This window comes from Kribbella sp. VKM Ac-2569 (assembly GCF_004216905.1).
Classification (GTDB): domain Bacteria; phylum Actinomycetota; class Actinomycetes; order Propionibacteriales; family Kribbellaceae; genus Kribbella.
In genome coordinates, this window is record NZ_SGXJ01000001.1 from 1,759,370 (window position 1) to 1,779,095 (window position 19,726).

A 19,726-nucleotide genomic window follows, 5' to 3' on the forward strand; every position below is an offset into this window, starting at 1 on the left:
TTCTCCTCAAAGCGTGTAGGTGGCGACGACCGGGTAGTGGTCGGAGGGGGCGCGGCCGTCGTGGAAGAAGTCGACGACCTCGCTGGACCGGGCGGCGAGCGGGCCGCGGGCGAAGATCCAGTCGATCGCCTTGGGTGGTGAGGCGAGCGGTGACAACCGGGTCCCGATCGGACCGGTCGCGACCGTCGGCACGACCGGATGGGTCACCGGTGAATGCCGGCCGAGGGCGGTGAAGCTGTCCAGGAACCCGGCGTTCCCGAGCTCCCACTGCGGTGGGCCGATGTCGTTGATGTCGACCGTGAACAGGCAGGCGCCGTCGCCGGCCAGGCGTTCGAGCGCTTCCCCGATCGCGCGGGCCTGGGCGATCCGGCGGTTGACGTGGTCGGTCCGCTCGTCGGAGTGGCCGGGCCAGGTGAGGTGCGCCGTACTGAAGATCAGCTCGGTGCCGTCGGGGGTGCGTAGCCGGACCCAGAACAGGCGCGCGTCGGGCGAGAGGATGCCGACGTCCTCGGCCCCGTGCTCGACGTACGTGAACAGGTCGCGTCGCCACCACAGGTTGCTCTGGGTCTCCCAGCCCGCGGTCCCATCGATGCGGTCGTGGTCGGGCAGGACGTCGTCGAGCAGCTTGCGGGTGGCGGGCCGGAGCTCCTGTACGGCGAGCAGGTCGGGCGGACGCGTCGTGAACAGGCTCGCGATCGCGTCCCGGCGCTGGTCGAGGTAGAACTCGGACCACAGGTTGTAGGTCATCGCCACGAAGGTGAAAGTCATCGGTCCATCCCGGTAGGCACGTTGTACGACGTGAGTCCGTCGAGCCGGAGCGTGGTGAGCGAGCAGTTCCCCGGCGGATCCAACAACATCTCGTCGCCCGCCGGCAGCCCGAGCGCCGATGCCGCCGCGACGCGAATCGGCCCGCCGTGAGTCACGACCAGCACTCGCCGTACGCCGGATCGCGTGATGTCGTGCGCCGCCTCCCACACACGTGCCCGCAACTGTCGGAAGGTCTCGCCACCTCCGCGAGCAACGTCTTCGCCACGAGCGAAGGCCTCGACGACGTCCGGCTCCTCGGCAGCGACGTTCGCGATCATCCGCCCGCCCCACGTCCCGACGTCGATCTCCCGCCACCGCTTGTCGACGCGGACCTCAAGGTGATCCTGGCTGTCCAGATAGGGCTGCAAGGTCTCCGTCACCCGTTGCAGGTCGCTCGCGACGATCCCGTCGAACTCGAGCGACTGCAAGTACTCCGCGGCCTGCTTCGCCTGCTGCCGGCCGCGGGCGCTCAGCCCCGTACCTTGCTGGCCTTGGTACCGGCGCTCGGCGTTCCACACGGATTCGCCGTGGCGGAGGAGGACCAGTTCGGTGCCACTCATCGGGCGGCTCCAGCGAGTTCGGTGGCGAAGTGGCAGGCGGCGGGGTGCAGCTCGAGCCGGGTCGTGAGTTCAGGTACGTCGTGCGCGCAGGTCTCCTCCGCCTTCCAGCAGCGGGTCCGGAAACCGCACCCGGACGGCGGATCCGCAGGCGACGGCACATCGCCGCCGATGATGATCTGCTCGCGCGCCGGCTTGTCCCACGGCTTCGGATCCGGCACAGCGGACAACAGCGCCTGCGTGTACGGGTGCAACGGCCGTGTGAACAGCTCGTCCTGGGACGCGGTCTCGACGATCCGCCCGAGGTACATCACCGCGACCCGGTCGGAGATGTGCCGTACGACGGACAGGTCGTGGGCGATGAACAGGTACGCGAGCCCGAGGTCGCGGCGCAGATCGTCCAGCAGATTGATCACCTGTGCCTGCACCGAGACATCCAATGCGGAGACCGCTTCGTCGCAGATCACCAGCTTCGGGCGGAGGGCGAGCGCGCGGGCGATGCCGATGCGCTGCCGTTGCCCGCCGGAGAACTGGTGCGGGTACCGCTCCGCGTGGTCCGGGTTGAGACCGACCCGCTCGAGCAGGTCGCGGACCTCGGCGCGGTGCCGGTTCCGGGGTACGACGTCGGGGTGGATCTGCCAGGCCTCGGCGATGATCTGCTCGACGGTCGCGCGCGGGTTGAGGGACGCGTACGGGTCCTGGAAGATCATCTGCAGCTGCCGGCGGACCCGGCGCATGGATGCCTTGGGCAACGAGGTCAGCTCGTCACCGTCGAAGACGATGCTCCCCGAGCGCGCCTTCTCGAGCCCGATGATGGTCCGCGCGACGGTCGACTTCCCCGAGCCCGACTCCCCTACCAGTCCCAGCGTCCCACCGGCCGGGATGTCGAAGGAGACGCCTGCGACAGCTTGAATCTGACCGACGGTACGCCGGAGCACGGGCGACCGCATCGGGAACGAGGTCTGCAGGTCGCGCACCGAAAGCAAGGGAGACTCAGTGGACATCGGTCAGGACTCCTTCCGGGTGGTGGCAGGCGGCCTGGTGGGTGCTGGCGCGGTCCGGGAGCTGACGGAGTACCGGCTCGACCTCGGCGCATTGTTCGTCGGCGTACTGGCAGCGAGGGCGGAAGGAGCAGCCGGAGGGCAGGTCCAGCAGGTCGGGTGGCGAACCCTGGATGGGCACGAGGCGGTCGCGCGGGCCTTCGAGAGCAGGGATCGACGCCATCAGGCCGGAGGTGTACGGGTGGCCGCTGTGTTCGTAGACCTCCCGGAGCGGGCCGGTCTCGACGACGCGTCCGGCGTACATCAGGATCACCCTGTCGGCCACACCGGCGACGACGCCGAGGTCGTGGGTGATCAGGACGAGGGACATGCCCTCCTCGGCCTGCAGCCGGGTGAGCAGGTCCATGATCTGCGCCTGGACCGTGACGTCCAACGCGGTCGTCGGCTCGTCCGCGATCAGCAGCCGCGGCGACAGGGCGAGCGCCATCGCGATCATCACTCGCTGCCGCATTCCGCCGGAGAACTGGTGCGGGTAGTCGTCGAGACGTTTGGAGGCGGCCGGGATACCGACCCGCTTCATCAGGTCCAGCGCGGCCGCGCGCGCCTCCCGGCGCGACGCGCCGCGGTGCCGGCGGAACATCTCGCCGATCTGCGCACCGACGCGGAACACCGGGTTCAGCGAGCTCAACGGGTCCTGGAAGACCATCGCGATCTCCCGCCCTCGCAGGCCTTTCGCGACACCTGGTGCGAGCAAGTCCTTGCTGTCATAGGAGATGCTGCCGCTTGGGATCCGGCCGGCCGGCTTCGGCACGATCCCCATCACGGCCTGCGCGGTGACGCTCTTGCCGCTGCCCGATTCGCCCAGCAGGGCAACGGTTTCACCCGCACCGACATCGAACGACGCCCCGTCGACGGCGGTCACCACTCCACCAGAAGTGGCGAACTCGACCCGCAGGTCGCGCACACTCAGCAGTGCCATCAGAGACTCCTCAGCCGTGGGTCGTAGCGGTCGCGGAGGGCGTCGCCGAGTACGCCGAGCGAGATCACCAGGAACGCCAGCGCGATTCCTGGGATCGTCGAGATCCACCACGCGTCCGCGAGGTAGTTGCGTCCGTTCGCGATCGTCACACCCCAACTGGGCGTCGAAGCCGGCGTCCCGAGACCGAGGAAGCTGAGCGACGCCTCGGCCAGGATCACGTGACCGATCTCGACCGTCGCCACGACCAGCACCGGCGCGACACAGGCCGGCAGCACGCAGCGGGTGATCAGCCGCCAGGTCCCGGCGCCCAGCGTCCGCGACGCGTCGACGAACTCCCGCCGCCGCGTCGCCAGCGCCTGCCCGCGAGCGACCCGGGCGAACGTCACCCAGTTCGCCACCGCGAGCACGATCACCACGTTCACCACCGACGGACCGAGCAGCGCCGCGATGAAGATCGCCAGCAGGATCGAGGGAAACGCCAGCTGGATATCCGCGAGCCGCATCAGTACGCCGTCCAGCCAGCCGCCGAAGTACCCGGCGGCAAGGCCGATGGTCACGCCAATGGTCCCGGCCAGCACCAGCGTCGCCAGCCCGACCGCGATCGAGATCCTTGCCCCTTGCAACATCTGCGCGAAGAGGTCCTGCCCGACCTGGTCGGTGCCGAAGATCGCGAACGACCCGTCGGACAGCCGGGTGAACGGCGGCTTCAGCCGGTCCGCGGTCCGGGTGTCGACCGGGTTGTACCGGAACAGCCACGGTCCGATCGCCGCGGCCACGACGTACACCGCGATCACCGCGAACCCGAACCGGATCCGGGCCGACCCCGCCCTGGTACGACGGCGCGCGGTCACCGGCGCCGCGACGGAAAGCTCGACAGTCAAGGTCAGTCACCAGCCAGACGGACCCGTGGGTCCAAGAAGCCGTACAGGAGGTCGACGAGCAGATTGATCAGCACGAAGATCGTTGCCACCAGCAAGATCGAGGCCTGGACGACGCCGTAGTCGCGGCGCCCGATCGAGTCGATCAGCAACCGTCCGACCCCCGGCCAGGCGAACACCGTCTCGACGATCACCGTGCCGCCGAGCAACGCGCCGAACTGCAGGCCGACGACAGTCACGATCGGGATCAGCGCGTTCCGCATCGCGTGGACGAGGACGACGATCCCCTCGCCGAGCCCCTTCGCCCGCGCGGTGTGCACGTAGCCCTCATGTACGACCTCGAGCAGTCCGCTGCGCGTCAGCCGCACCAGGATCGCCAGGAACGGCAACGCCAGCGTGATCGTCGGCAGCACCAGATGCGCCCACGACCCCGAGCCGGCACTGGGCAGCACCTTCAGCCCGCGCGCGAACACCAGGATCAGCACGATCCCCAGCCAGAACGACGGCGTCGACTGGCCCATCAGCGAGAACACCGAGATCGCCCGGTCCACCCAGCTGTGCGCTCGCAACGCCGCGATCACGCCGAGCGGCAGACCGATCAACAACGACAGCAGCAACGCGGTCGTCGCGAGCTGGATGGTGGCCGGAACCCTTTGCAGCACAAGGCTCATCGAGTCCGCGTTCAGCCGGAAGGACTCGCCGAAGTCCAGGTGCACGACGTTCGCCAGGTACGTCGCGTACTGCTGGATCAGGGACTGGTCGAGCCCGAGTTGCGCCCGCAACGCGGCCACCTGTGCCTGGTCCGCATCGGGCCCGAGCATGATGTACGCCGGGTCGCCGGGTACGAGCCGCAGTACGACGAAGATGATCGTGACCGCGCCCCACAGCACGAAGAGCGAGAAGAACAACCGCCGGACGACGTACGCCCCCATCAGACGCCGCTCCGCAGTACGGAGACCACGCGCCGGACCTCGTCGACCGACCCCGGCTGGATCAGCTCCGCACCGAGCGCACCTGCGCAGGTACCGTCACTCGCCCGCACCGGCACGGCGACCATCCGCGGCAACGACGCGACCGGCCGCGCGTTGTGCGCGAACCCGGACATCCGGATGCGCTGCAGCGTATCGAGGAGATCGGGTGTGCCGGTCACTTCGCCGGTTGGAAGGGCGGACAGGTACGCACGACCGAGCGCGCTCTGGCGCAACGAGACTGCATGACCTGGTTGCACCGACGAACCACCCGCTACGGCCGCGACTTGCAGGACGGTTCCGGTCGTCTTGGGCAGCGGTTTCGCGAGGACGACCAGACGGCCGAGGCGGTCGCCGAGGACGGTCAGCGTGTGCTCGGGACCGGCGCGGCGTTGCGTCGTACGGCGAAGTGTCGTTGGGCGAAGGGCCGCCAGACCGTCCTGAGCCGTGTAGCGGTGGTCGTCGACGCGGGCGGCCAGGCCGTGGGCGCAGAACGTGGCGAGAATGCGGTGCACGGTGCTCTTGTGCAGGCCGACGGTGACGGCCAACTCGGTCACGCCGTACGCGCGGTCCTCATGGTTGAGCTCGGCCAGGACGGTGAGGGCACGGCTCAGCGACTGCATGGTGCCTCCCAGCAAAAGATGGACGCCGCCGTGAACGTTAACGGTAGCGTTAATGCACCGTAGAAGTGTGTGATTTACGTGTCAATAGACCACCGTTGCCGTGGGTGAAACGGCCTGTTGACGGCAATTTCCCGTTAACGTTAACTTCACTGGGTGACGACGACATCCGATCTACGCACCGCGTTACTGTCCGCCGATCCCCGGCTGTCCAAGTTCTCGCCGTTGCCGCGCATCCTGGCCTTCGACGAGTTCGACCGTGGGACGCACGGCTGGACCGAGCTGCTCGGCAACTACAACGGCCGCGGCGACCTCAGCACGGTCGACGACCACATGCGCGACTTCCGGCCGCCGCAACTGTCGGCCTGCAACTTCTTCGACATCGGTACGCACGGAGCACTCAGCGGCACGTACGCGCTCAAGCTCGCGACCCGCCCGCACAAGGGCCACACCGCGGTCGCGATCCGCCGGCTCACGATGAGCGGCCGCGGCCTCGTCCAGCTCGAGACGTACTTCGCCTTCAAGTCGGAAGCGACCCTCGGCGGAGGTGCCGAGCTGGACAACTTCGGCGACGTCCAGTGGGACGGCAACACGCACCCGTCCGAGGCGCAGTTCGGCGCGTTCACGGTTGCCACCGATCTGTGCGGTGACGGCGGGCTGCGCTACCACACGGTCGCGCGCTACCAGAACACCGATCTCGACAACCACTTCACCCGGCGGTGGATGGCGCCGACCGTCCCCGAGCCGACGCCGCGCGAACACTTCGAGGGCAAGGTGAAGCTGGAGTACGCCGCCGACTTCACTGCGCCGAACCCGGAGGACTGGCAGGCGTTCGGCGAGCCGCAGGAGCTCTGCTACAACGAGGTCCCGACCAAGGTGAACTGGCACTACCTGCGCTGGCTGATCGACACCGACAAGCGGCGCAACGTCGAGCTGCAGGTCAACGACCGGGTGATGGACATGCGCGACGTACCGGTTCCGCCGTACGAGGAACGCTACGAGACGCTGGAGAACCTGCTGAACTTCTACTTCTCGGTCCGCACCCACAGCTCGGTTCGCAACTTTCTCTTCCTCGACTCCGTCCTCATCTCGGTTGATTGGTAGGCCCATGCGACAGTCCATGACGGCGGTGCTGGAACGCGACACTACGTTCGACACCCGCTTCGCGACCGAGCCCTACGAGGTCGCCTGGGCCGGTGAGGCGCGCTGGTTCGTGCAGCACGTCGGCGGCGACGGTACGGCGACGTACGTCACCCAGGTCTCCCCCGACGGCATCACCTGGTGCGACCTCGACGACGTCGAGCACATCGTCGAACCTGGCAAGCTGGTGAGCTGGCCGGCCGCGGGGTTCGGCCACTGGCTGCGGTTGCGAGCTAAGGTCGAGGGCTCGGTCCAGGTACGCATCCACCTGGCCGTGAAGGCTTAGCCTCGAGGGGGAGGTCGTATGACGGAGGCCCAGGGCCCACGACCGCGGCCGACGTTGCGGGACATCGCGACCGCGCTCGGCCTGTCGGTGAACACCGTGTCGCGCGCGCTCGGCGACAAGGACAGCGTCAGCGCGAGCACGCGGGCCGCCGTCCAGGCCGAGGCCGCGCGGATCGGGTACGTCCCGAACACGCTCGCGCGGTCGCTGGTGCTCGGCTCCGCGATGACACTGGGCCTCGTCATCACCAACCCCTCGAACCCGTTCTACGCGCAGCTGATCAGCAGCATCGAGCTCCGGGTCCGCGCTCAGGGGTACTCGTTGCTGCTGCTCGTCACCGACGAGAGCGTGGAGAACGAGCAGCGCGCCACCGAGGCGTTGCTGCGCTCCGCGGTCGACGGCGCTGTGGTCGTACCGGTGCAAGCCGAGTGGGACCATTGGCGCCGTGTCCGGGACAGCGGGATCCCGCTGGTGTTCGTCAACCGTGACGTGCCCGAGCTCGACTGCGACATGGTCGGGGTCGACTACGAACGCGGGTCGTACGAGGCCACCAGCCACCTGATCGCGGGAGGTGCGCGCCGGCTGCTCCTGCTGGAAGAAGACCTGCCGATCACCACCACGGCGGACCGGATCGCCGGATTCCGCCGGGCGATGGCCGACGGCGGGCTCGACGTCTCTGACGACCTGATCCGCACGGTCCCGACGCGACGGTACGACTCGTTGGCGCTGCCCTGGCAGCCGGAGGAGGCGTACCGCTTCGCGCAGACGCTGGCCCTGCCGGACGCGATCGTCACCGGCAACGACTACTTCGCGCTCGGCCTGCTCCGGATCCTCGCCGAACGCGGTCTCCAGGTCCCGCGCGACCTGGCGATCACCGGGTACGGCGACCACCCCTACGCGGCGTACCTGCAGACGCCCCTCACCAGTGTCCGGCTGCCGGCCGCCGAGGTCGGTACGACGGCAGTTGACATGCTCCTGCAACGACTCAAGCGGGACGCGAGCGAGCGGCCCCGCAAGACGCTGATCCGTCCCGAACTCGTGGTTCGCGCGTCTACTCGGAGTCCAGCCAGGCTCTGACCGACTCGTCGTGCTCGCCGAGCCGCGGCGGCGGGAGATTGGTCTCGCGCGCACCGGCGTACTGGTTGTCGTCGAACCGCAACGGCGGGCCGGGGAGCTGGATGGTGCCGAGGGTCGGGTGCTCGACGTCGATCAGCAGGCCTTGGGATCGGGTCTGCTCCCAGTCGTACACCTGCTGGAAGTCACGGACCTTGCCCGCCGGAATCCCCTTGTCCGCAAGGCGTTGCAGCCACACGTCGGCCTGATCGGTGGCGAACGCGCCCTCGATCGCCGCCGTCAGTTCGTCGCGGTGTGCGACCCGCTGGGAATTCGTGGCGAAGCGCTCGTCGGCCGGGTCGAGTCCCACGATCGGCGCGAACAACCGCCAGAGGCCTTCGCTGCCGATCGCGACCTGCACGATGTCGTCCTGGGTGCGATAGAGCCCGTACGGCGCGATCTGCGCGTGATGGTTGCCGACACGTTCGGGGAGCTCGTGCGCGACCGTCCACTTCGTGCCGTGGAACGCGTGCACGCCGACGACCGAGGCGAGCAGGCTGGTCCGGACGACCCGGCCCTTGCCGGTGATCGATCGCTCGTGGAGCGCGGCGAGGGCGCCGTACGCGCCGTACATGCCGGCAAGCAGGTCCGCGATCGGGGCGCCGACCTTCGTCGGCTCGCTCTCGCCGGTGATGCTCATCAGGCCGCCCTCGCCCTGCGCGATCTGGTCGTACCCGGCGCGGCCGCCCTCGGGGCCGTCGTGCCCGAAACCGGTGATCGACAGGATCACCAGGCCGGGGTTGAGTTCGTGCAGGCGGTCAACCGGGAACCCGAGCCGGTCCAGCACACCCGGCCGGAAGTTCTCGATCAGTACGTCGGCCTTCCGGACCAGCTTGGTCAGGAACTCCTTGCCCTCGTCCGACTTCAGGTCGGCGGTCACCGACTCCTTGTTGCGGTTCGCCGAGAGGTAGTACGTCGACTCGCCGTCCACGAACGGCGGGCCCCAGCCGCGGCTGTCGTCGCCGCCGTGCGGCGTCTCGACCTTGATCACCCGCGCCCCGAGATCGCCCAGCATCATCGCCGCATGCGGCCCGGCCAGCGCGCGGGTCAGATCCACGACCACGACATCGGAGAGAAGGTTCTGCACGAGGTCGAGCGTAGGCGAGATCCCGCACGGCGACCGTGACGCTGTTCTCACCTGTGCGGCTCGACAACGCTGCGTACGGCGGCCAGCAGAGCCGCTCGATGTTCGCTCAGGCGTTGGCTGGACGAGGCTTCGTCCTCGACCGCGGCACGCAGCCCCGGCGGCGCACTCAACCAGCTCTCGGTCATCCGCAGCACGATCGCGAACAGGTCCGGGGCAGGGATGTCGGCGCGCAGCCTGCCGTCCCGCTGCGCCGCGGCGACCACGTCGAGACGTTCGCGATAACTGGCCAGCTCCGCGTCGGTCGGTTCGACGCGTTCGAACGCGCGCCAAATGGCGATCCGCCTGGCTTCCGGATTGGCCAGCACGTAGTCGAACCGGCTCGCGGCGAACTGCGTGAGGTCGCCGTCCTCGAGCGGTACGGCCTTGACGACCGCCTGCGCCTGATCGTCCACGACCGCGTCGAACAGGGCGTCCTTGTCGCCGAAGTACACGTAGATCAGGCGCTTGTTGACACCCGCGCGGTCGGCGATCCGGTCGATCCGGGCACCCGCGAGCCCGTACTCCGCGAACTCCTCCGTCGCGGCGCGCAACAGCAACGCCTTGGTGGCCGCTGCATCGCGCGGGCGCCGGGTGCTGCGGTCGGACATGTAGCTCACCCTCTCATCCAGGTCAGGCACCGACGACGGCGGTCAACTCGTCCAGCCGCCGGGCGCCGTCGATCGCGCGTTCGACGACGGTGTGCGCCTGGTTACCGAGGGCATCGACGGCACCGCTGAACAGCTGCATGTCAAGGAGTTCGAGCGGTTGCAGGTGGTGCACGTTCTCCGAGGTGATCGAGGGGCCGATGGCTTGCAGGGCGAAGCTGCTCGCCGATCCAGAGCGCAGTACGTCGAGCAGCGGCCGGACCGGCAACTCGAGGGACCGCGCCAGGTCGAGCACCTCGATGACGTTTTGGTGGTTCATCATCATCAGGGCGTTGTTGAACAGCTTGCCGTACTGCCCCGAGCCGGCCGGGCCGACGTGGATGACCTCCTTGGAGAAGGTCCGGAAGACCGGAGTCAAGCGCTCGACGACCTGCGTCCGGCCGCCGACGATCGTGGTGAGCTGCCGCGCCAAGGCGACGGCGCGGCCGCCGCTGACCGGGGCATCCAGCACGTCGACGCCGTACGGTTCGGCGAGCCGGACGAGCTCGCGCGCTGCTTGCGGCAGACCGGTGCCGTGATTGACCAGGACAGCGCCGCGACGCATGTTCTCCAGCAGGCGACCCTCGACCGCGACCTGGAGGTTGTCGGAGTCCTCGCGGAGGCACAGCCCGACGATGTCGCTGACCGCCGCCAGCTCGGAAACGCTCGAGTGGGTTGTGAAAGCGTGGCCCTCCAAAGCCATCAGCGACTCGGGGCGCCGCGCCCAGACGTGCAGCGGATAGCCGCCGTCGGCGATCGCCTGCGCGATCGGGGCGCCCTGGTCGCCGAAGCCGATGAAGCCGACCGTGGGCTTGTTGTCAGACATTGCAGATCCCCTACCACGCCAGCTTGCCGGCGGCGTCGAATAACTCGCCGCTCGGTCCGTCCGGAGCGACCTGCGCCAGTCTGACGATGACCTCGGCGCCTTGCTCGACGGTCTGAGTCCCGGCGTGGTGGTTCAGGTCGGTGGCAGTGAAGCCTGGGTCGGCGGCGTTGATCCGGACGCCTGGGAACGCCTTCGCGTACTGCACCGTGACCATGTTGACAGCGGCCTTCGAGGCCGGGTACTCGACACCCGGGTAGAAGTGCGACGGCGACTGCTGGTCCACGAGGTCGCGCACCAGGGAGAGGCCACTGCTGACGTTGACGACGACGGGAGCCGCGGAGCGCTGCAGCAGCGGCAGAAAGGCGTGCAGCGTCCGGACCTGACCGAACACGTTGGTCTCGAACACGCTGTGCATGCTGTCGGCTGTTACGTCGCCGACGGCGAGGAAACCGCCGTCGTCCGCGCGCGGCTCGATGCCGGCGTTGTTGACCAGCACATCGAGACCTCCGTCGGCCTCGATGGACTTGGCCGCGGCCTCGACGGACGCGTCGTCGGTCACGTCGATCTGGACGAACCGGGCCCCGAGGGCTTCGGCGGCGGAGCGGCCGCGCTCGGCGTCGCGGGCGCCGACGTACACGGTGTGGCCGGCGGCGATCAACCGGCGGGCCGTCTCGAAGCCGATGCCCTTGTTCGCGCCGGTGATCAGGATGGTGGACATGATCTACTCCGTTCGATGAAGTAACTAACTGGATATATATAGCATGCCTGGCGAACGGAAGTAAGTCAACAGTTAGTTATATGTGCGAGCTGGCGCTGCTTGATCGAACCACTCACGGTTTCCGGACGTGTCCCGACCAGGGGGACGACCGAGCACCCCATGGACCAGGAGGAATCATGTCCGTACGCACCAGCATCGCCGCCATAGCCACCGTCCTTGCGGCCACCGCACTCGGCCTGCCGGCCGCGAGCGCCGAACCAGCCATCCCGATGAGCGGCGGGCAGGAGGCCGCGGCCGCCGACCCTGACGGCCACGGGTTCTTCACCTACACCATCGAGGGCACCACGTTCTGCTGGACGCTGAGCTGGCAGGACATCGAGACCGCCACGGCCGCGCACGTCCACCTCGCCCCGCGGCACGTCGCCGGACCGGTCGTCATCCCGCTGTCCGTGGCCGCGAACCCTGGATCGGGTTGCACCACGATCAGCACCGACCTCGCCGCCGGCATCACCGCCGACCCGACGGCGTACTACGTCAACATCCACAACGCGACGTTCCCGGCAGGTGCCATCCGCGGCCAGCTGAAGTAGCTCAGCTCACCTTGCGGGCCAGGGACGCGAGCCGATGGGTGACGTCCCTGGGCCGCTCCTGCATGAGCATGTGACCGGCGCCCGGGTAGATCCACAAGCGCGCGCTCGGGAGTTGGGCGGCGATCCGGTTCGCGTGCCGCGGTGGGAGGAGGCGGTCGCGGGTCCCGTGCATGATCTCCACCGGCAACTCGTCGAGCACCTTCAGCGCGTCACCGCGGTCGTGCTCCAGCATCGTCTCGAAGAACCCGCCGTACGACGCACCGGGCACCACGGCCAAGTCCGCCATGAACAGCTCGACTTCGGCCGGATCCGGCTTCCTCCCGAAAACCACCCGCCGCAGAGCGGGCCGTTGCAGGCCTGCGGCGAGAACTGCGGCCCGGTGCGCGGCGCCGCGCCCTTGAGCGGCCGTCTCCGCCGCACGGGCTTCCGCCTCGGCCGCACGGGCTTGGGCTCGGCGCGCGTCGCGGCGGTCGATTCTTCTGCCGACCGCGTTCAGCACGCGTGGTGCGATCCGGGTGGCGGCGGGGTCGAACCTCGTGGGGAGGCCGAGGGCGCCTTCGGTCAGGCGGCCCGAGGTGGTGCTGACGAGGGCTGCCGCGCGGATGCGGGAGCCGAACAGTTCCGGGTACCGGTCGGCGGCCGCCATCAGGGTCATGCCGCCCATCGAGTGGCCGGCGTACACGACCGGGCCGTCGCCGACGACCTCGTCGAGGACCGTGACCAGGTCGTCCGCCAGCTGATCGAGCCGCGTCGTACCCGCAGGCGCCGCGGCCGACCGACCATGTCCGCGGTGGTCGTACGTGACGACCCGCACGGCATCCGGTCCGAGGATCTGCGGCAGCCCCTCCACCTGGTTGTGCCAGGAGCGCGTCGAGCACGTCCACCCGTGCACGAGCAGCACCGTCACCGGCGCGTCCGCCGGCCCGGCCACCTCGACGTTCAGCCGTACTCCGTCCGCGGCCGTCACCCCGGACCGCTCCAACTGGATCGTCACGCAGTCTCCCGTTCCCGTTCGCCGGCGGCCAGGTGGGCCGCCCGCATCCGCCCGCCGCGGGCACCACGCCCGACCAGCCAGGCGATCCCGATCACCTCGAGCAGCCCGACGACCGCGAGCAGTGCGTAACCGGCGTTCCACATCCATCGTGGCACGTCGGTCCGTTCCTCGCGGCGCAGCGTCTGTTGCTCGTTCACGAACTCGACCGTCTGCCCGTTGGACACCTGGATCGCGGGCTTCGCGATCGCCGGGTCCTCCGGCGCGTACACCCAGCTCGCCACCAGGTCTCGCGGCCCCTGGTGCAGCCGGATCATCGACTTCCACTTCCCGTACATCGGCAGCGGGCCGGCCGACCGATACGTGCCGTCGGCAACCTTCTCCATCGGGTGGAACACCAGCCCGCCGCCCTGCCAGGCAAGCGCCTCGAACCACCGCGCGCCGTCGACATGGGCGGCCGCGTCTGCCGGAGACATCGTGATCGTGACGTACGCCGTCGGCTCGGCCCCCGTGGCCACCCGCTCCAACGACACGACCCCGGACACGCCCGTATCCGCTGTCCGCGGCACGCAGAAGAACACCGTCGCCACAACCGCGACCAGTCCGACCGCACCCAGTTGATGAGTACGCCGGACCGCGACCGGCCGGATGTACTTGATCCCGATCGCGCGCTCCTCGCCGGCCACCTCGGCGTACCGGGTCGCGAGCCACGCCCCGACCAGGCCGGCGCCGGCTCCGACGATCACGCCGTACCCGATCGCGGCCGGCAGCATCGACGACGGCCACGCGATCGGCATCCAGACCTGGCTCCAGGCGTACTCCGCGACCACGCCGACGGTCCCGATCAGCAGACCGGAGACGAGCCCCAGCCGGAAGCGGTTCTTGTTGCCGAGGGTAAACGCCACGACCTCGACCAGCAGCGCCTCGACGATCAGCAACGGGAAGTGCCCGACGATCTCGCCGAGCGGCTCGGCCACCGCCCACGCGATCCCGCCGCGGATCAGCAGGTACACGGCCAGTGCGGCGAACGTCGTCCCCGGCCCGCGGCGCGCCCGCAGGATCGTGAACGCCATCGCCGAGCCGAACACGATCAGCAGCGGCTGCAGGATCAACGGGAACTGCGGTACGCCGTAGTTGAACTCGGTGCTGAACAGGTCCCACGCGATCAGCAGCGCACCCACCGACACGAGCTCCTGGAACAGCCGCCGTTTGTTGACGCCCATCAGTTGCTCGACCTCGGCGATCGCCAGCAGCCGCGCGAAGATCGAGAAGACCACGCCGCCGATCATCAGCAGGTGCGTCGGCCCCCAGAGCGTGACGTCCTCGCCGAATAGGCGGTGCCAGACATCGTCGAGCGGGAACCCGACCAGCGCGAACGTGCCGCAGACCGTGATCAGCGCGGCACTGCACGGGACCCGCCAGCCCTTGGCCAGCTTGATCGTCCTGGCCGGCAGTGGCTTCCGTGCGAGCGCGATCGGCAGTACGCCGGAGACGATCACGCCGAGGATCCCGAAGAAGATCGGGTAGTGCGCCGGCGTCCCGAACGGACCGGTGTCGCGGCCCTTGTCGATGTGCACCGCAATGTCCCACCAGACCCCGAATGCGCAGGCGAGCAGCGAGATGGCATGCAGGTACGGCGTGAGCGCGGCCCATCGGGGGACTCCGTCCAGTCTCCCGATGGTGTCCGCGAACCTACCTACCAGCGTGACGCGGCCGGTACGTTCGCGCCACAGCAGCACGGCGAGTGCGACGTACAGCAGCCCGACCACGCCGGTGACGATCGCGATCTGATCGAACGTCGCCGTACCGGTGGTCGCGAGCGGGATCGCCATCGGGTGCTCCTTCATCAGACAGCGTGGGTTTGGTGCGACAGGAGGCATGCGCCATGGCTGATGTTACATCTACTATGTAACGTGGAGTCTGGAAGACTGTCAAGGGTGGACGCACAGGACGAGGAACTCACCGTCGACCAGCTCGCCGCCAAGGTGGGCATGACGGTGCGGAACGTACGCGCGTACGCCGGGCGCGGCCTGATCCCACCGCCGCGGCTGGTCGGCCGGACCGGGTATTACGGCCAGGATCACGTGGCCCGTCTGACGCTGGTCCGCGAGCTGCTCGCCAAGGGCTACACGCTGGCCGCGGTCGAGCGAATGCTGGGCGAACTGCCCGACGGCGCGATGGCGCTCGGCGTCTTCGAGACCCTGGTGAACCCGTGGACCCCGGCCGAGCCCGAGGAGCTCGACGAATTCCAGCTGGCGGAGCGGGCCGGCGTACCGCACGATCCCGCGGTGATCGAGCGGTTGGTCGAGCTCGGGATCGCCGAGCGGCTGGACGACGGCCGGCTCCGGATCGCGAACTCGGACCTGCTGCGCACCGGCCTCGAGGTGATCAAGCTCGGCGTCCCGATGCAGGCGATCTTCGAGATGCTGCCCAAGCTGTTCGCGCAGGCGGACGCGGTCGCCAAGACGTACGTCGAGCTGTTCCGCAGCACGGTCTGGCGCGACTTCACCAACGCCGGCATGCCGACGGAGGGCTGGCCAGAGATCCAGCGCACGCTGGAGGGCATCATCCCGCTGGCCGGGCAGGCGCTGGTCGCGGCGTTCCGGGAGGCGATGGCCCGCGAGATCGAGATCGTCGCTTACGAGGAGCTGGGACTCGACCCGAAGGCACTGCCTTCTACGGGCTAGATGGGACCGGCGACCCGCCGAAGGCGTTCCACTCGGTCGGCGACTGAGCTCGCCACGTATCGCGGTTTCTCCGTCAGCGGGCACGGGCACCGGTGCGGCGAAGGACAGTCCACTCAAGCCCGCAGTACTGCATGCTCGTACGACGGAGTGATCGCATTGCGATGAATGCGCAGGACGAACTCGTCACCGACGTAGTAGCCGGTGTTGTTCGTACCTTCGGTGAGCGGGCGTACGTCGTACCTCTGAAGTCCCCAGCGCTTCAGCAGACTGTCCACCCCTACATCCTCCCTGAGAGAAGCTCAGTCTCTCTGAGGGAAGGCCAAGGGGCAGATAGGTAATCCTCCGCATGTGTGAACCGGTCCTCATGCGCGAGCGTATAGCTACCAGAACAGACCAAGGCAGGAGGAAGAGGATGCGCCAGATCCAGATTCGTCGGCGGCCCCGCACCATCACGACCCGCCGGCAGACTCAGACCCTCGACCTCCGGACCCCGTCCGGGCGCCCCCTGCCGTTCTGAAAGCTGACTCTGATGAAACTCCGACTGCATGTCCACCGCGTCCGCTCCGGCGGCTGGTGTGCCGACATCGACGACGACAACGACCGGCAGCCCGACGACCCGTACTGGTGCGTCGACGAGTGGCCGACCCTCGAATCCGCCCTCACCGCCGGCTGCGCCCGCCTCGCCGAACTGGCCCGCACGACCACCCCGTCCCGCGTCAGCGGGTACTACGAACCGGCCCTGGCCGCCTGAACCAACGGGGACCCAGAGGCCCGGCGAACCGCAGGGGGTTTGCCGGGCCTCACTTATTTCTTGGTGAGGTCGCGTCGATCGGGAAGATCACCTAGATCGGCGTTCCAGTCGTCTTCGTCGTCCGGGAGGTTCGCTTCGTTGCGGCGGGCGATGCGGACGAAGGCGACGATCAGCAGGATCGGGCCGAGCACCATTGCGGTCTCGGGGATCCCGCCCAGGTGCAGCGGGATCATGAGGCCGTCACCAGAGCGATTCCGCCGGCTGTCAACGCGACCATCGCGGCCAGCATCGGGTACTGCGCTCTCCGCAACTGGCGGCGCCGGAACAGGTCGGTAGCGCGATCGTGCGCGGACACGACCCCAAGTACGTGTCCGAGCACGATCGCACCGATCTGGACCCCCGCGATCAGCCCGGTCCCGAGGAACGCGTAGTCGATCCGCGTCCCGCTCGTCCCGAGCAGGTCCCAGCCGCGCCCGAACGGGTCGGTCGCGAGCAGCCAGCCCTCCTGACCCTGGAACATCGCGAACGAGAAGTAGTGCGCGACGGCGTACCCGATCGCGATCGGCACCAGCGAATGCACGAACGCGCCCGGCAACCCGGCGGCCCCGACCGCCCCCGGCCGGATCTGCGCCGGGCCGGTTGTCCGCGCGGCGAGCAGGAACAGGGCCGTGACGATCGCGACCGCGGCGATCAACCCCAATGTGTAAACAGGGATGTGGCCCAGCCCACCCGTCAGCCGCGTCCACGCTGACCAGCGGGAGATTCCATCGAAGGCGGTCGACCCGAGCAGCAGACACAGCAGTCCGACGATTCCCGGCTGCTGCGGCATGGTCGCCAGTCCGGCGAGCGGGTTCCGCAGTTCGAGCCGGGCGTGCGCGCCGCGGCCGAGAGGGCTCAGTCGGCCGAGCGTCTCGGCGTACACCTCGAAGCTGTCCCCGATCGCGAACCAGGACGGGCCGTAAACGATGCCTGCGGCAACATTCACGACGGCGTACGTCGTGGTGAAGATCGCGACCACGCGCGGGTCGGAGCCTTCTGGGTACACCAATTCGAGCCAGAGGAAGCCGGCCAGACCGGCCACCGCGGGCCAGTACGCGATCCCGTCCGGGAGGGGTCGGTACGACGTACGCCGTACCAGGCCCGCGATCGTCCGCAACGGGTTCGCCAGCCGCCAGATCGGTCCGAAGAGCAGCGAGAGCGGGATGATGCCGACCCAGATCCACACGTACAGCCAGGTCGGCGCCGGATTCAGGGACGGCTCGGGGTTACCGAACCACGCGGCCCCGAGCAGGAGTGCGGGCGCTGCTAGCCCGGCCAGCTTCAGTACGGCGCGGGTCACCGGGTGATCGACGATCCGGGTCAGCGCCTCGAGCGGTCGGCCCACGGTCCCCTCGAACCGCGGGCGCGACCAGAACGCGGCGAGCGCGAAGAACGACACCGCGACCGCGGCGCCGGCGGAGTAGATCGCCAGCCACAACGGCACCGGCAGGTCCCCTCGACCGCCGATCCCATGCAGTGGCAGCACCGCGCGCTCCGATCCACCGGACTATCCGACCGATCGAATGTAACACGACCGATGTCACATAGCGAGGGTCTGATATTCGTCGGGATCGAAGCGCCGGGTCAGCTGCCGGAACCGGAACGTGAACGACGGCCAGAGGGTCGTGTTGCGTCCCTCCGAGTCCAGGTACCAGCTGGTGCAGCCGCCGCGGGTCCAGATCGTGTTCCGCATCGACGAGCGGACCCCGTCGACGAACGCGCGCTGCACGTCCGGCCGCACCTCGACCTCTCGCAGACCCTGGGCATCCATGGTCTTCAGCGCGTCGAGGATGTACGCGATCTGGGACTCGATCATGAACACCATCGAGCTGTGCCCGAGGCCGGTGTTCGGGCCGATCAGCATGAAGAAGTTCGGGAAGCCGGCGATCGCCGTACCGAGATGGGCCTCCATCCCGTCGCCCCAGGCCTCGCGCAGCGCGACGCCGTCGCGGCCGTGCACCATGTCCATCACCGGCAGGTCAGTGACCTTGAAGCCGGTGCCGTAGACGATGGTGTCGACCTCGTGCTTCACGCCCTCGGTGGTGACGATGCCGGTCGGCGTCACCTCGGCGATCCCGTCGGTGACCACCTCGACGTTCGGCCGGGCGAGCGCCGGGTAGTAGTCGTCGGAGATCAGCACACGCTTGCAGCCGAGAGTGAAGTCCGGCGTCAGCTTGGCCCGCAGCAGCGGTTCGCGGACCTGGTGCGCGAGGTGCTTCTCGGCGACCTTCTGCGCCTGCTTCATGATCGCGGGCAGCTTCGCGAATCCGAGCACCATCGACTCGCGACCCCAGTAGATCCCGGCCCGGACTGCCTTCTGCACCAGCGGGAAGCGCCGGAAGATCGCCTTCTCCGCCGCGGTGATCTTGCGGTCGGGCCGCGGCATCACCCACGGCGGCGTCCGCTGGAACAGGTGCAGTTCCTCGACCTCGGGCTGGATCGCCGGCACGAACTGGATCGCCGACGCGCCGGTTCCGATCACGGCGACCTTGCGACCACTGAGGTCCAGGTCGTGGTTCCAGCGCGCCGAGTGGAAGACCTCGCCCTCGAAGTCCTCGATTCCGGGAAGCTTCGGGTACGACGGTTCCGCCAGCGGACCCATCCCGGAAAGCACGACATCCGCGGTGAACGTCTGCTGGTTCGTGGTGATCTGCCAGGTGCCGTCCACCCAGCGCGCCGACTCGACCGTGTTGCCGAAGCGGATGTGCGGGCGAACGCCGTAGGACTCGGTGACCTTGCGCAGGTAGTCCTCGATCTCGGGCTGCGGCGAGAAGGTCGACGACCAGTCGGGATTCGGGGCGAACGAGAACGAGTACAGATGCGACGGCACGTCACACCTGCAGCCCGGGTACGTGTTGTCCCGCCAGGTGCCGCCGACGTCCTCGGCGCGCTCCAGTACGACGAAGTCGTCGTACCCGGCCTGCTTCAGCCGAACCGCCATCCCGATGCCCGCGAACCCGGTGCCGATCACCACGATCCGATGCCGCTCGCCCATGAGGTTCTCCAGC

At 68.6% G+C, this 19,726-nt stretch carries 23 protein-coding genes; 6 read left to right on the forward strand and 17 right to left on the reverse strand.

All coding sequences use genetic code 11. The annotated features are described in order from the left end of the window. Positions 1-6 precede the first annotated feature (6 nt). The 7 genes from EV649_RS08215 to EV649_RS08245 are packed head-to-tail and all read right to left on the reverse strand — an operon-like array spanning position 7 to position 5,813. Positions 7-768, reverse strand: a complete 762-nt coding sequence (locus EV649_RS08215; protein WP_130382052.1) for an endonuclease/exonuclease/phosphatase family protein — start codon at positions 766-768, stop codon at positions 7-9. After that, positions 765-1,367, reverse strand: coding sequence for a histidine phosphatase family protein (locus EV649_RS08220; RefSeq protein WP_130382054.1), 603 nt, complete (start codon positions 1,365-1,367; stop codon positions 765-767). Before EV649_RS08220 ends, EV649_RS08215 begins: the two co-directional genes overlap by 4 nt. Beyond that, positions 1,364-2,368 (reverse strand): oligopeptide/dipeptide ABC transporter ATP-binding protein, encoded by a 1,005-nt coding sequence (locus tag EV649_RS08225; protein ID WP_130382056.1) that lies wholly within the window; start codon positions 2,366-2,368, stop codon positions 1,364-1,366. Before EV649_RS08225 ends, EV649_RS08220 begins: the two co-directional genes overlap by 4 nt. Then, complete coding sequence (locus tag EV649_RS08230) at positions 2,358-3,344, reverse strand: ABC transporter ATP-binding protein (RefSeq protein ID WP_130382058.1); 987 nt, start codon at positions 3,342-3,344, stop codon at positions 2,358-2,360. Before EV649_RS08230 ends, EV649_RS08225 begins: the two co-directional genes overlap by 11 nt. Further along, positions 3,344-4,225 carry an ABC transporter permease gene (locus EV649_RS08235; protein WP_198682359.1) on the reverse strand — a complete coding sequence of 294 codons (882 nt, stop codon included), beginning with the start codon at positions 4,223-4,225 and terminating at the stop codon, positions 3,344-3,346. The genes EV649_RS08230 and EV649_RS08235 overlap by 1 nt, the downstream gene beginning before the upstream one ends. Before the next feature lie 2 nt (positions 4,226-4,227). Then, complete coding sequence (nikB, locus tag EV649_RS08240) at positions 4,228-5,154, reverse strand: nickel ABC transporter permease (protein ID WP_130382060.1); 927 nt, start codon at positions 5,152-5,154, stop codon at positions 4,228-4,230. Next, positions 5,154-5,813, reverse strand: a complete 660-nt coding sequence (locus EV649_RS08245; RefSeq protein ID WP_130382062.1) for a helix-turn-helix domain-containing protein — start codon at positions 5,811-5,813, stop codon at positions 5,154-5,156. Before EV649_RS08245 ends, nikB begins: the two co-directional genes overlap by 1 nt. 153 nt (positions 5,814-5,966) lie before the next feature. Here EV649_RS08245 and EV649_RS08250 point away from each other — a divergent pair, with 153 nt between their 5' ends. From EV649_RS08250 to EV649_RS08260, 3 genes are read left to right on the forward strand one after another with little or no spacing between them, the layout of a single operon-like run. Beyond that, positions 5,967-6,914, forward strand: coding sequence for a DUF6772 family protein (locus tag EV649_RS08250; RefSeq protein ID WP_130382064.1), 948 nt, complete (start codon positions 5,967-5,969; stop codon positions 6,912-6,914). Positions 6,915-6,918: 4 nt separating this feature from the next. Beyond that, entirely contained in the window at positions 6,919-7,236 is a 318-nt protein-coding gene (locus EV649_RS08255; RefSeq protein WP_130382066.1) for a hypothetical protein, read from the forward strand. A gap of 18 nt (positions 7,237-7,254) precedes the next feature. Next, the gene (locus tag EV649_RS08260) at positions 7,255-8,310 is read left to right on the forward strand and encodes a LacI family DNA-binding transcriptional regulator (protein WP_130382068.1); all 1,056 of its coding nucleotides are present in this window, start codon (positions 7,255-7,257) and stop codon (positions 8,308-8,310) included. On the opposite strand, the gene EV649_RS08265 is transcribed toward EV649_RS08260, so the two are convergent. Genes EV649_RS08265 through EV649_RS08280 form a run of 4 tightly spaced genes read right to left on the reverse strand, consistent with a single transcriptional unit; the run spans position 8,285 to position 11,660 of the window. After that, positions 8,285-9,433: a CoA transferase gene (locus EV649_RS08265; RefSeq protein ID WP_130382070.1), complete on the reverse strand. Its 1,149-nt coding sequence runs from the start codon at positions 9,431-9,433 to the stop codon at positions 8,285-8,287. The genes EV649_RS08260 and EV649_RS08265 overlap by 26 nt on opposite strands. 47 nt (positions 9,434-9,480) lie before the next feature. After that, entirely contained in the window at positions 9,481-10,080 is a 600-nt protein-coding gene (locus tag EV649_RS08270; RefSeq protein WP_130382072.1) for a TetR family transcriptional regulator, read from the reverse strand. 22 nt (positions 10,081-10,102) lie between these two features. Next, on the reverse strand, positions 10,103-10,942 hold the full coding sequence (locus tag EV649_RS08275; RefSeq protein WP_130382074.1) for an NAD(P)-dependent oxidoreductase: 840 nt from the start codon (positions 10,940-10,942) through the stop codon (positions 10,103-10,105). Positions 10,943-10,952: 10 nt separating this feature from the next. Continuing rightward, positions 10,953-11,660 (reverse strand): SDR family NAD(P)-dependent oxidoreductase, encoded by a 708-nt coding sequence (locus EV649_RS08280; protein ID WP_130382076.1) that lies wholly within the window; start codon positions 11,658-11,660, stop codon positions 10,953-10,955. A 176-nt stretch (positions 11,661-11,836) separates the two neighbouring features. On the opposite strand from EV649_RS08280, the gene EV649_RS08285 reads away from it, so the two are divergent. Then, positions 11,837-12,250 (forward strand): CHRD domain-containing protein, encoded by a 414-nt coding sequence (locus tag EV649_RS08285; RefSeq protein WP_157996204.1) that lies wholly within the window; start codon positions 11,837-11,839, stop codon positions 12,248-12,250. Position 12,251: 1 nt separating this feature from the next. Here the strand turns inward: EV649_RS08285 and EV649_RS08290 are convergent, their stop codons facing one another. Both EV649_RS08290 and EV649_RS08295 read right to left on the reverse strand, forming a co-directional pair. Continuing rightward, the gene (locus EV649_RS08290; RefSeq protein WP_241997870.1) at positions 12,252-13,244 is read right to left on the reverse strand and encodes an alpha/beta hydrolase; all 993 of its coding nucleotides are present in this window, start codon (positions 13,242-13,244) and stop codon (positions 12,252-12,254) included. Next, positions 13,241-15,073 carry a hypothetical protein gene (locus EV649_RS08295; protein ID WP_130382080.1) on the reverse strand — a complete coding sequence of 611 codons (1,833 nt, stop codon included), beginning with the start codon at positions 15,071-15,073 and terminating at the stop codon, positions 13,241-13,243. The genes EV649_RS08290 and EV649_RS08295 overlap by 4 nt, the downstream gene beginning before the upstream one ends. A gap of 105 nt (positions 15,074-15,178) precedes the next feature. Between EV649_RS08295 and EV649_RS08300 the strand changes: the two genes are divergently transcribed. Next, complete coding sequence (locus EV649_RS08300) at positions 15,179-15,928, forward strand: MerR family transcriptional regulator (protein WP_241997872.1); 750 nt, start codon at positions 15,179-15,181, stop codon at positions 15,926-15,928. A 113-nt stretch (positions 15,929-16,041) separates the two neighbouring features. On the opposite strand, the gene EV649_RS40755 is transcribed toward EV649_RS08300, so the two are convergent. Next, positions 16,042-16,203: a hypothetical protein gene (locus tag EV649_RS40755; protein ID WP_157996205.1), complete on the reverse strand. Its 162-nt coding sequence runs from the start codon at positions 16,201-16,203 to the stop codon at positions 16,042-16,044. 254 nt (positions 16,204-16,457) lie between these two features. On the opposite strand from EV649_RS40755, the gene EV649_RS08305 reads away from it, so the two are divergent. Next, on the forward strand, positions 16,458-16,679 hold the full coding sequence (locus EV649_RS08305; RefSeq protein WP_130382084.1) for a hypothetical protein: 222 nt from the start codon (positions 16,458-16,460) through the stop codon (positions 16,677-16,679). Positions 16,680-16,732: 53 nt separating this feature from the next. On the opposite strand, the gene EV649_RS08310 is transcribed toward EV649_RS08305, so the two are convergent. Genes EV649_RS08310 through EV649_RS08320 form a run of 3 tightly spaced genes read right to left on the reverse strand, consistent with a single transcriptional unit; the run spans position 16,733 to position 19,713 of the window. Beyond that, positions 16,733-16,912: a hypothetical protein gene (locus tag EV649_RS08310; RefSeq protein WP_130382086.1), complete on the reverse strand. Its 180-nt coding sequence runs from the start codon at positions 16,910-16,912 to the stop codon at positions 16,733-16,735. Then, positions 16,909-18,204, reverse strand: a complete 1,296-nt coding sequence (locus EV649_RS08315; RefSeq protein ID WP_130382088.1) for a hypothetical protein — start codon at positions 18,202-18,204, stop codon at positions 16,909-16,911. The genes EV649_RS08310 and EV649_RS08315 overlap by 4 nt, the downstream gene beginning before the upstream one ends. Positions 18,205-18,258: 54 nt before the next feature. Then, positions 18,259-19,713, reverse strand: coding sequence for an NAD(P)/FAD-dependent oxidoreductase (locus EV649_RS08320; RefSeq protein ID WP_130382090.1), 1,455 nt, complete (start codon positions 19,711-19,713; stop codon positions 18,259-18,261). Positions 19,714-19,726: the final 13 nt, after the last annotated feature.